The following is an 11,405-nucleotide window of genomic DNA, read 5'->3' as shown; positions in this document are numbered from 1 at the left end:
GTTCCTCGACCTCGACGGCGGATCCAGCGCCAATGCGGTGGCGCTGTTCAGCATGACCGAAGGCAGCAGCCTCGACATCGGGGACCTGTTGCTTGCCTGATGCGGAACAGCGGCAAGCGGACCTTTGGTCCACCCCGGTTCGCCCTGGCGGACCGGGGGCGGGCATGATGGCAACGACTGGGGCGCCTTTGTCCGGCGAGCGGTGCCCGCTTGGGGTTTCCGAAACACTTCTCTGCCGTTCTGTGTGGCAACGCTTTCAGAGACGCGGGCAAGAAAGATGCTGATGGATCGCAACTGGCGCAAACACCGCATCCTCGTGATGATCGGCACCAGGCCGGAAGCCATCAAGCTCGCACCGGTGGTCCTGGCCTTGCGGCGCGAACCCGGGGTCCAGCTGACCGTCTGCCTGTCCGGTCAGCACCCGGTCATGGCGCGCGACGCGCTCGCCAGTTTCGGAATCGCCCCCGATGAGGAACTTGCCCTCGACCCCGGGGCTGCGACGGCAGGAGCACGATTCACCGACCTGCACCGTGCCATCTCGGAGCTTCTGATCCGGCTGCCGCAGGACAGGATCGTCGTGCAGGGCGATACCTCGACCGCGCTTGCGGGCGCGATGGCGGGTTTCCATGCCGGCATTCCGGTGGCTCATGTCGAGGCTGGCCTGCGCACCGGCAACCTCGCTGGCCCCTGGCCCGAGGAAGGCTATCGCCGGATGATCGCGCCGATCGCCGACCTGCATTTCGCGCCGACCGATTGCGCGCGCCAGAACCTTCTGGCCGAGGGGATCGATCCGGGAACGGTCCACCTGACCGGAAATACCGTGGTGGACGCGCTGATCGCGATCCGGGCGATGATCGCGCAGAATTCCGAAACGGCACTGCGGCTCGACACCTGGCGCCAGGGGATCACCGGCGGCAAGCCCATCGTCCTCGTCACCCTCCACCGGCGCGAAAGCCACGGCTCGGTCCTGACCGGGGTTGCGACCGCGATCCGCGACCTGGCCGGGGAATTCCGCGACCACGCCTTCGTCCTTCCGGTCCATCCCAATCCGGCAGTCTCGGGCAGCGTCCGCAGCGTGTTGGCCGACGTGCCCAATGTCTGTCTGCTGGATCCCCTCGGATACGAGGATTTCGTTTTCGTGATGAGCGCGGCCTCGCTGATCATCACCGATTCCGGCGGGGTCCAGGAAGAGGCGCCGACCTTCGGCGTGCCGATCCTGGTGGTCCGCAACGAATCGGAAAGGGGCGAGGCGATCACGGCCGGCTTCGCCCAGCTGACCGGCACCGACCCCGAGCGCATCCTGGCCGCCGGCAGGGATATCCTGAAGCGCGGCGCCAAGGCCGAGTTGCGCGGCAAGGTCAATCCCTTCGGGGACGGCATGGCAGCGGTCCGGATCGCAAGGCTGCTGACCGCGCGCAGCGATGCGACCGCCGGTATCGAGTCGGAGGCCGAGCCGATCATTGCCGCCACCGCCGAGCCCGGCGTTGATATGCCTCGCTTCGTCCAGTAGGGCGTCGGCGAACCGGGCGGCCTCTGTGGCCGCCCGGGCGCGGTGCCTGCTCAGTGCGCCAGGAACACCGGGATTTCGGCGTGTTCCAGCATGTCGCGGGTCGCTCCGCCAAGAATGGCCTCGCGGAACCGGGAGTGGCCGTAGGCACCCATGACCAGCAGGTCGGCATCGGTATCGCGGACGTGCCGGGCGAGAACCTCTGATACCTTGGGCAGGGTCCTGGCAAGGACCATGACTTCGGCCCGCACGCCGTGCCGCACCAGATACTGGCACAGCAAACCGCCGGGATCGGAGCGTTCCGGGCCATGGGCCGGCGGATCGACGACCACTATCTGCACCGAGTCGGCGCGCTTCAGGAAGGGCATCGCCCGTCGCGCAGCGACCAAGGCCTCACGACTCTGGTTCCACGCCACGATGACACGTTTCGGTTCGGGGCTGCGCAAGCCGGCAGGCGGTATGACCAGGACCGGCGCCATGCCCTCGAACAATGCAGCCTCGGTCACCGCCTCGTCCTCGACCCCGCGGTTCTTGCCGTAGGGCAGAGGCAGGACCACCAGATCCGAGTACCTCGCGCGGGAGGCCACGACATCGGTCAGCGCGCCCAGCTGTGTCACCAGCGATTCCACAGCCGACCGCAATGCTGGCGTCTGTGCCCCGATTGCGGCATTGAGCGCAGCCTCGGTTTCGCGGGCCTCGTTCTCGGCACGGTCCATGGCGGCGGCAATGACCACCGCGCCCGAACCGACGTAGCTGTAGCCGACCTGGGTCCGATCGACGCCCAGGGCCAGCGCGTCCAGATGGGCATCCATCGTCAAGGCGATGCTGGCGGCAGCTGTCACCGTGCCAAGGACTTCATTGGGCGAAGCCGCGACGGTCAGAAGGGATTTGTAGGCCATGGTCGTCTCCCGCTAAGGGTCCGGAGTTTGCGAATGCCTCATTTTCCCCGCATCAGGCATCCTGCGCCTTGACCAGGGTCAATCGGGGTCCTGCCACAGCTTGACGCAGATCAAGGCGCCTTTTGTCGCTGCGCCGCAGTAGTCACTCTGTCGTAGAGTGCGGATGCAGCCCCGAATCGTCAACGGGGTGGCCGACCGCAACAGACAGGACGAAGGGACGCAAACCATGTGGGATTATCTGAAACTGGCAGGACTTGGCCTCGTCGCGGTCCTGGCCGCGATCGCGGCCAACTACGCCCGGGACCTGGCCTACCAGGTCAACGCGCTGACGGTGATGCTGGCCGCGGGCATCGCCTTCTTGTGGGTGCTGCGGACGGCCGGGGATCCGAAACCGGACCTGAGCCATGAATACATGGACGGCGTGGTGCGGGCCGGGGCCATCGCCACCACCTTCTGGGGCGTCGTCGGCTTTCTGGTCGGCGTGGTCATCGCCTTCCAGCTGGCTTTCCCGCAGCTGAATTTCGACTGGCTGCAGGGCTACGGCAACTTCGGCCGGCTGCGTCCGCTGCACACCAGCGCGGTGATCTTCGCCTTCGGCGGCAACGCGCTGATCATGTCCTCGTTCTACATCGTCCAGCGCACCTGCGCGACGCGACTCTGGGGTGGCAACCTCGGCTGGTTCGTGTTCTGGGGCTGGCAGCTCATCATCGTGCTGGCTGCCTCCGGCTACGTCCTCGGCGGCACGCAGTCCAAGGAATATGCCGAGCCCGTCTGGTATGTGGACTGGCTGATCACCGTGGTCTGGGTGGCCTTCCTGGCGACCTTCATGGGCACGCTCTTCAAGCGGAAGGAGCCGCACATCTACGTCGCCAACTGGTTCCTGCTGTCCTTCATCGTCACCATCGCCATGCTGCACGTCGTGAACAACATGGCGATCCCGGTCTCGATTTTCGGCTCGACCTCGGTCCAGGTCACCTCCGGGGTGCAGGACGCGATGATCCAGTGGTGGTATGGCCACAACGCCGTGGGCTTCTTCCTGACCGCGGGCTTCCTGGGCATGATGTACTACTTCGTGCCGAAACAGGCCGAGCGCCCGGTCTACAGCTACAAGCTGTCGATCATCCACTTCTGGGCGCTGATCTTCCTGTACATCTGGGCCGGTCCGCACCACCTGCACTACACCGCGCTGCCCGACTGGGCCTCGACCCTCGGCATGGTGTTCTCGGTCATCCTGTGGATGCCGTCCTGGGGCGGCATGATCAACGGGCTGATGACGCTGTCGGGGGCCTGGGACAAGCTGCGCACCGACCCGATCATCCGCATGATGGTGGTCTCGATCGGCTTCTACGGCATGTCCACCTTCGAAGGCCCGATGATGTCGATCAAGGCCGTGAACTCGCTGTCGCACTACACCGACTGGACCATCGGCCACGTCCATTCCGGCGCGCTCGGCTGGAACGGCATGATCACCTTCGGCGCGCTCTACTTCCTCGTGCCGCGCCTGTGGAACCGCGAACGGCTCTACAGCCTCTCGCTGGTCAGCTGGCACTTCTGGCTCGCCACCATCGGCATCGTGCTCTATGCCTCGTCGATGTGGGTCACCGGCATCATGGAAGGCCTGATGTGGCGCGAGGTGGATGCCAACGGCTTCCTCGTCAACGCCTTCGCCGACACCGTGGCAGCGAAGTTCCCGATGTATGTGGTGCGTGCGCTGGGCGGGGTGCTTTACCTGACGGGCGGGCTCATCATGGCCTGGAACCTCTGGATGACGGTCAAGGCCCAGCCAGCCAAGTCGCCGGTCAATGCCAACAACGCCGTTCCGGCCGAGTAAGGAAAGGGGGCTGACCATGGCTATCCTCGAAAAACACAAGGCAATCGAAACCCACGCCACGCTTCTCCTGATCCTGTCCTTCCTGGTGGTGACCATCGGGGGCATCGTGCAGATCGTGCCGCTGTTCTACCTGGAAAACACCATCGAGAAGGTGGAAGGCGTGCGCCCCTACACGCCGCTCGAACTGGCCGGGCGCGACATCTACATCCGCGAAGGCTGCTATGTCTGCCACAGCCAGATGGTCCGTCCGATGCGGGACGAGGTCGAACGCTATGGCCACTACAGCCTGGCGGCCGAGTCGATGTACGACCATCCGTTCCAGTGGGGCTCGAAGCGCACCGGGCCGGACCTCGCACGGGTGGGCGGGCGCTATTCCGACGAATGGCACCAGGACCACTTCCACAACGCCAAGTCCGTGGTGCCGGAATCGGTGATGCCGCCCTACGGCTTCCTGTTCAACAACAGGATCGACGGTCGCTACATCCGCGACTCGCTCGAAACCCATGCCCTGGTGGGCGTGCCCTATACCGAGGAGATGATTGCCAACGCCCAGGCCGACTTTGCGGCCCAGGCGGATCCGCTGGGCGACAGCTCGGGGCTCGAGGCGCGGTATGGCGCCGAGGCCTTCGGCAATCCGGTCAACGTTCGCAACTTCGACGGCCAGCCCGAGCTGACCGAGGCGGACGCCCTGATCGCCTACATCCAGGTGCTGGGCACGATGGTCGACTTCTCGACCTATACCCCCGTGGCCAACCGCTAGGGGGACGCGCGATGGAAACCTATTCCTTCCTCCGTCAACTCGCCGACAGCTGGTTCCTGCTGGCAATGACGCTGACCTTCCTTGGCGTCTGCCTCTGGGCCTTCCGCCCCGGATCGCGCGCCGCGCATCGGGATGTCGCCAACTCGATCTTCCGCAACGACGACCGTCCTGCGGAAGACCATCCTGCCCAATCGCGTAAGGAGGCCTGAGCCATGGCCAAACCGTTGAAGAAAGAGCCCCGGCAGGTGGAAACGACCGGCCACGCCTGGGACGGTATCGAGGAATACAACAATCCGCTGCCGCGCTGGTGGGTCTGGGTGTTCTACGCCACGATCGTCTGGGGCATCGGCTATACCATAGCCTATCCGGCCTGGCCCTTGATCAAGGAGGCAACGCCCGGCCTCCTCGGGGCCTCGACCCGTGCCGATGTCGCCGAAGAAATCGCCCGCGTTGACGCGGCCAATGCCGCGATCAAGGAAGGGCTGATTGCCGCCGACCTGAACGCCATCGGCGCCGATCCCGAGCTTGCAGCCTATGCCGAACGTGCGGGGGCGGCGGTGTTCCGCACCAACTGTGCCCAGTGCCACGGTTCGGGCGCGGCCGGTGTGGTGGGCAAGGGCTATCCGAACCTCTTGGATGACGACTGGCTCTGGGGCGGCACGATGGAGGACATCCATCTGACCATCACCCACGGCATCCGCAACACCACCGATCCCGACGCCCGCTATTCGGAAATGCCGAAGTTCGGCGTGGACGGCATCCTGGACGCGACCCAGATCTCGCAGGTCGTCGAGCATGTGCTGGCCATCTCGGGGCAGGAACACGACGCGGCGCTGGCAGCCGAGGGCGCGACGGTCTTTGCCGAGAACTGTGCAGCCTGCCACATGGAGGACGGCTCGGGCGACCGGGCGCAGGGGGCTCCGCGGCTGAACGACGCAATCTGGCTTTACGGCGGCACGCGCGAGGCGATCACCCAGACGGTTACCTATTCCCGCTTCGGCGTGATGCCGAACTGGAACACCCGTCTCAGCGAGGACGAGATCCGTGCCGCAGCCTTCTATGTCCATGGTCGCGGTGGCGGGGAATGACCTTCCCGGTTCCCTTCCGACCCTCGGGGGGCCTTCGGGCCCCCTTTTCTTTGGGCACCTCCTTCGGGATCGGTGCGGCGCGAGGGATGCCCGGTCCGAGGCAAGGCCACATCGGCCTGCCGCCCCGGATCACGCCTGGTTGTGCCGCCTTGCCGCATTCAATTCGCCCCGGCCCAGGCGCTATTGATGCAGGTCAAGGCCCGTTTGCGCGGAATGACCGATTGCAGGCGGCATGATAGACTGGCCCCGGCCAGCGAAGGAGCGCCCGTGACAACCCCCGAAACAGAACCCAGCCTTTATGCCGCGCGCGAGCCGGTCTTTCCCCGCCGCGTGAAGGGCACTTTCCGCACGCTGAAGTGGTGGATCATGGGCATAACGCTCGGCATCTACTACATCACCCCCTGGCTGCGCTGGGACCGCGGGCCCTCGCTGCCAGACCAGGCGGTGCTGGTGGACCTCGCCAACCGCCGGTTCTTCTTCTTCATGATCGAGATATGGCCGCACGAATTCTACTTCGTCGCGGGGCTTCTGATCATGGCGGGTCTGGGCCTGTTCCTGTTCACCTCGGCCGCAGGGCGGGTCTGGTGCGGCTATGCCTGTCCGCAGACGGTCTGGACCGACCTCTTCATCCTCGTGGAACGCTGGATCGAGGGCGACCGCAACGCGCGCATCCGCCTGCACCGGCAGAAATGGGATGCCGAAAAGATCCGCAAGCGCGCGATCAAGTGGACGGTCTGGTTCCTGATCGGCCTTGCCACGGGCGGTGCCTGGATCTTCTATTTCACCGACGCGCCCACGCTGCTGCGCGATCTGGTAACTGGCCAGGCGCATCCCGTGGCCTACATCACCATGCTGATCCTGACGATGACCACCTTCTTCTTCGGCGGCTTCGCGCGGGAACAGATCTGCATCTATGCCTGCCCCTGGCCGCGCATCCAGGCCGCGATGATGGACGAGGACACGCTGACCATCGCCTATCGCGAATGGCGGGGCGAGCCGCGCGGCAAGCTCGGCACCGAGGGCGCGGGGGACTGCATCGACTGCATGGCCTGCGTCAACGTCTGTCCCATGGGCATCGACATCCGCAACGGCCAGCAGCTCGCCTGCATCACCTGCGGCCTCTGCATCGATGCCTGCAACGACATGATGGACAAGATCGGTCGCCCTCGCGGCCTGATCGGCTACATGGCCCTCACCGACGAGGCGCGCGAACGGGCCGGCCAGCCGCCGAAATCGGTCTGGAGCCACGTCTTCCGCGTCCGCACCATGCTCTACACCGTGCTCTGGGCCGGCATCGGCATCGGGCTTGTCATCGCGCTCTTCATGCGCTCGCCCATCGACATGAACGTGACCCCGGTCCGCAACCCGACCTATGTCACCCTCTCGGACGGCTCGATCCGCAACGCCTACGACATCCGCCTGCGGAACATGGGCGGGTCGGACGCCCAGTTCGCGATTGCCGTCACCTCCGACGCCTTCGTCACCCTCTCGCTGGAGGGGCGCGAGGGTCTGACCGTCACCGTGCCCGCGAACGAAACCCTGTCGCAGCGCGTTTACCTGACGGCCGCCCCCGGCACCCGTGCCGCCGTCGAGGACCGCACGGATGTCCGGCTCTGGGTGGAAGAGCTTGGCACCACGAACCGCGTGTCGCATGATACGATCTTCAACGGAAAGGACCAATGATGGCCGAGATCACCGGAAAGCATGTCCTCGCCGTCACCGTCGGCGCCTTCGCCGTGATCATCGGCGTCAACGTCGTTCTGGCCTACAAGGCGGTCTCGACCTTCCCGGGGCTCGAAGTCCAGAACTCCTATGTCGCCTCCCAGGGCTTCGACAAGCGCAAGGCCGCGCAAGAGGCGCTGGGCTGGACGATGACTCCCTCCTACGAGGCCGGCCGCATGACGCTTGCCTTCCACGGCCCGGACGGCTTGCCGGTCCGGGTGAACGATCTCCAGGTGCTCGTCGGCCGCACCACCGAGGCCAGCGAGGACCGCTTCCCCGACTTCACGCTCGATGGCGACCTCTATGCCGCCGAGCTGCTGCTCGGGGTCGGCAAGTGGATGGTCAAGGTGACCGCCCTTTCCGATGACGGAACGCTTTTCGAACAGCGGTCCGAACTGTTCGTGAAGGGCTAGGCCATGGATTTGGCCGAAGACTTCGCCGCGACCCGCGCCCCGGTCTCCGCCTGCCCGGCCTGCGCCGTCGTTCCGGCCGCCGAACGCATCGCGGCCCTGCGCGCCGACCGCGCCGGCCGCATCGTCCTCTCCCTGCCCAATGCCGCCGGCGCGCAGTCGATCTCCAGCATCGAGGCCGCGCTCCAGGCCCTGCCCGGCGTCCATTCCGCCCGCGTCAACCTGACACTGAAGCGTGTCTCGGTCGAGGCCGAGGGCCGCGTCACCGCCGCCCAGCTGATCTGCCTTCTCGACTCGCTTGGCCAGGAAGCGCACGAGCTCGACCCCGGCCTCCTCTCGTCCACCGAGACCGACCGTCAGGGCCGCGACCTCCTGATGCGGCTGGGCGTCGCCTTCTTCTCGATGATGAACGTGATGCTCCTCTCGGTCGCAGTCTGGTCGGGGGCCGAGGCCGCGACGCGCGACCTCTTCCACTGGATTTCCGCCGCGATCGCCCTGCCGACCGTGGTCTTCGCCGGGCAACCCTTCTTCCGCTCGGCCTGGGCCTCGCTGCGCCAGGGCAAGCTCGGGATGGACGTGCCGATCAGCCTCGCGCTCATCCTCGCCTCCTCGATCTCGGTGTTCGAGACCTGGATGTCCGGCCATCACGCCTATTTCGACGCCGCCGTGATGCTCGCCTTCTTCCTCCTCCTTGGCCGCTACCTCGACCACCGCACCCGCGCCATCGCCCGCTCGGCCGCCGAGGAACTGGCGGCGCTGGAGGTGCCCCGCGCGATCCTGCTGATCGACGGGGCCGAGGTGGAAACCCCCATCGCCGCCGTCGCGCCGGGCGATACCGTGCTGGTCCGTCCCGGCGCGCGGATGCCGGTGGACGGGGTGGTCCTGTCGGGCGCCTCGGAGCTTGACCGCAGCCTGCTGACCGGGGAAAGCCTGCCGGTTCCGGCGGGGCAGGGCACTGTCGTCAGCGCGGGCGAGGTGAACCTCACCGGCCCCCTGACCGTGCAGGTCACGGCGGCGGGGAATGAGTCCAGCCTGCACCGGATGGCCGATCTCGTCGCCGTCGCCGAAGGGGTCAAGACGCGCTACACCAGCCTCGCCGACCGCGCCTCGAAGCTCTATTCGCCGCTGGTGCATATCCTGTCCTTTGCCGCCTTCGGCTACTGGATGTGGGCGACCGGCGGCGACCTGCGCCACGCGATCAACATTTCCGCCGCCGTCCTCATCATCACCTGCCCCTGCGCGCTGGGCCTTGCCGTGCCCGCCGTCATCACCTCGGCCTCCGGGCGCCTTTTCCGCAAGGGCCTGCTCATCAAGCACGGCACCGCGCTGGAACGCCTGGCCGAGGTCGATACCGTCGTCTTCGACAAGACCGGTACGCTGACCCTCGGCACACCCGAACCTGTTGCCCTGGCCGACCACCCGGCGGAGGCCGTGGCCATCGCTGCGGCGCTTGCCGCCGGTTCGGCGCATCCCCTGGCCCGGGCGATCGCGGAAGGCGCCAGGGCTGCCGGCATCGCCCCGGTCGAAGTGACCGACATCCGCGAGGTTTCGGGCCGCGGGATCGAGGGTGACTACCGTGGTGCCCGCGTTCGCCTGGGCCGGGCCGACTGGTGCGGGGCCGAGCCGCTGCCCGTGACCGCAACCTATCTCTCCGTCACCGACCCGGGCGCCTCCCCTCCCCCCGGTGAGGAGGGGATGGGGGCGGGGGGCGCCCGGAGCGAAACCCACGCCTTCGCCTTTACCGACCGCCTGCGCCCCGGCGCCGAACAGGCGGTGGCCGCGCTGCGCGCTGCCGGACTGGAGGTCGAGCTTCTGTCGGGCGACGCCGAAGCCCCGGTCCGCGACCTTGCCCAACGCCTCGGCATCCCCGTCTGGCAGGCTGGCGTCCTGCCGGCCGAAAAGGCCGCGCGGGTCGCAGCGCTGGCGGCCGGGGGCCGCAAGGTCCTGATGGTCGGCGATGGGCTGAACGACACCGCCGCCCTGGCCGCCGCGCATGTCTCGATCTCCCCCGCCTCGGCGCTGGACGCGGCGCGGGTCGCCTCGGACATCGTGCTCCTTGGCCAGGACATCGCCCCCATCGCCGACGCCCAGCGGATCAGCCGGCAGGCGACGCGGCGGATGATCGAGAATTTCCTGATCTCGGGCGGCTACAACATCGTCGCCGTGCCGATCGCGCTTGTGGGACTGGCAACGCCGCTTGCGGCGGCGCTGGCCATGTCGCTGTCCTCGATCACCGTTTCGCTGAACGCGATGAGGCTGAAGTAATGGAAGTCCTCACCATCCTGATCCCGGCCTCGCTGTTCCTGGGCGGGATCGGGCTTGCGGCCTTCTTCTGGGCCATGCGCAACCGGCAGTTCGACGACCCCGAGGGAGACGCGAACCGCATCCTGATGAAGGATTGGGACGACCGCCCAAAGCCCTGAGATCCTGGGTTAACGCCACCCTAACGGAAAATGCCAACGAGTTGATTTCATTGACATCCTGGCGTTTGTCCACCGTGGACAGGCTCAGGCGATCGTCACTGTCGCCGGTTGCAGGCCCTCGACCTCGACCTTGCAGGTGTCGCCACGGTTCAGCGGCCCCACCCCGGCCGGGGTGCCGGTGAAGATCAGGTCTCCCGGCGACAGGCTGACCAGTTGCGACAGGGCCGCGATGATCGAGGCCGGGGTCCAGATCATCTCGTCGGTCGAGGCTTCCTGCCGCACCGCCCCGTTGACGGTGCACCGCAGCCGCGCGCGGGGCAGGGGGCCGGGCCGGATCGCGCCCACCACCGCCGACTTGTCGAACCCCTTGGCCATGTCCCAGGGCCGGCGGCGCTCCTTCGCCTCGGCCTGCAGGTCGCGCCGGGTCAGGTCATTCCCGGCGGCGTGCCCCCAGATCATCGCCTGGGCCGCGTCCTCCGAGACCATCGCGCCGGACTTGCCGATGGCCACCACCAGCTCGCCCTCGTGGTGCAGGTTCTGCGTGGCCGACGGATAGGGGATGCGGCTGCCGGATTCCACCACGGCATCGGCGGGCTTGGTGAAGAAGAACGGCGTCTCCCGTTCCGGATCGCCCCCCATCTCCCGGGTGTGCTCGGCATAGTTCCGGCCGACGCAGAAGATGCGGCGGACCGGGAAGCGTTCGGCGCGGCCGGTAACCGGAAGGGTCACGGTGGGCAGGGCGGGGAAAACGAGCGCGACCATGGC

At 67.0% G+C, this 11,405-nt stretch carries 11 protein-coding genes; 9 read left to right on the top strand and 2 right to left on the bottom strand.

Annotation, left to right across the window (positions count from 1 at the left end; translation table 11 throughout):
- Positions 1-277 precede the first annotated feature (277 nt).
- Positions 278-1,510: a non-hydrolyzing UDP-N-acetylglucosamine 2-epimerase gene (gene wecB, locus FL625_RS17145; RefSeq protein WP_149589886.1), complete on the top strand. Its 1,233-nt coding sequence runs from the start codon at positions 278-280 to the stop codon at positions 1,508-1,510.
- Between the two features lie 50 nt (positions 1,511-1,560).
- Here the strand turns inward: wecB and FL625_RS17140 are convergent, their stop codons facing one another.
- A complete protein-coding gene (locus tag FL625_RS17140; protein WP_149589885.1) occupies positions 1,561-2,406 on the bottom strand; it encodes a universal stress protein in 846 nt (281 codons plus the stop codon).
- Between the two features lie 226 nt (positions 2,407-2,632).
- Between FL625_RS17140 and ccoN the strand changes: the two genes are divergently transcribed.
- From ccoN to ccoS, 8 genes are all read left to right on the top strand, one after another.
- Positions 2,633-4,237 (top strand): cytochrome-c oxidase, cbb3-type subunit I, encoded by a 1,605-nt coding sequence (gene ccoN / locus FL625_RS17135; protein WP_149589884.1) that lies wholly within the window; start codon positions 2,633-2,635, stop codon positions 4,235-4,237.
- 16 nt (positions 4,238-4,253) lie between these two features.
- Positions 4,254-4,997, top strand: coding sequence for a cytochrome-c oxidase, cbb3-type subunit II (ccoO, locus tag FL625_RS17130; RefSeq protein WP_149589883.1), 744 nt, complete (start codon positions 4,254-4,256; stop codon positions 4,995-4,997).
- Positions 4,998-5,008: 11 nt separating this feature from the next.
- A complete protein-coding gene (locus tag FL625_RS17125; protein ID WP_149589882.1) occupies positions 5,009-5,206 on the top strand; it encodes a cbb3-type cytochrome c oxidase subunit 3 in 198 nt (65 codons plus the stop codon).
- A 3-nt stretch (positions 5,207-5,209) separates the two neighbouring features.
- Positions 5,210-6,085 carry a cytochrome-c oxidase, cbb3-type subunit III gene (gene ccoP / locus FL625_RS17120; protein ID WP_149589881.1) on the top strand — a complete coding sequence of 292 codons (876 nt, stop codon included), beginning with the start codon at positions 5,210-5,212 and terminating at the stop codon, positions 6,083-6,085.
- Positions 6,086-6,352: 267 nt separating this feature from the next.
- Positions 6,353-7,768: a cytochrome c oxidase accessory protein CcoG gene (gene ccoG / locus FL625_RS17115; RefSeq protein WP_149589880.1), complete on the top strand. Its 1,416-nt coding sequence runs from the start codon at positions 6,353-6,355 to the stop codon at positions 7,766-7,768.
- On the top strand, positions 7,768-8,220 hold the full coding sequence (locus FL625_RS17110) for a FixH family protein (protein ID WP_149589879.1): 453 nt from the start codon (positions 7,768-7,770) through the stop codon (positions 8,218-8,220). The genes ccoG and FL625_RS17110 overlap by 1 nt, the downstream gene beginning before the upstream one ends.
- Before the next feature lie 3 nt (positions 8,221-8,223).
- On the top strand, positions 8,224-10,482 hold the full coding sequence (locus FL625_RS17105) for a heavy metal translocating P-type ATPase (RefSeq protein ID WP_149589878.1): 2,259 nt from the start codon (positions 8,224-8,226) through the stop codon (positions 10,480-10,482).
- A complete protein-coding gene (gene ccoS / locus FL625_RS17100; protein ID WP_149589877.1) occupies positions 10,482-10,640 on the top strand; it encodes a cbb3-type cytochrome oxidase assembly protein CcoS in 159 nt (52 codons plus the stop codon). Before FL625_RS17105 ends, ccoS begins: the two co-directional genes overlap by 1 nt.
- Positions 10,641-10,724: 84 nt before the next feature.
- Here the strand turns inward: ccoS and FL625_RS17095 are convergent, their stop codons facing one another.
- On the bottom strand, positions 10,725-11,402 hold the full coding sequence (locus FL625_RS17095; RefSeq protein ID WP_149589876.1) for a fumarylacetoacetate hydrolase family protein: 678 nt from the start codon (positions 11,400-11,402) through the stop codon (positions 10,725-10,727).
- Between the last annotated feature and the right edge of the window lie 3 nt (positions 11,403-11,405).

Origin of the sequence: Tabrizicola flagellatus (assembly GCF_008271465.1) — a bacterium.
GTDB lineage: Bacteria > Pseudomonadota > Alphaproteobacteria > Rhodobacterales > Rhodobacteraceae > Tabrizicola > Tabrizicola flagellata.
This window is presented reverse-complemented; position numbering and strand designations above follow the sequence as displayed.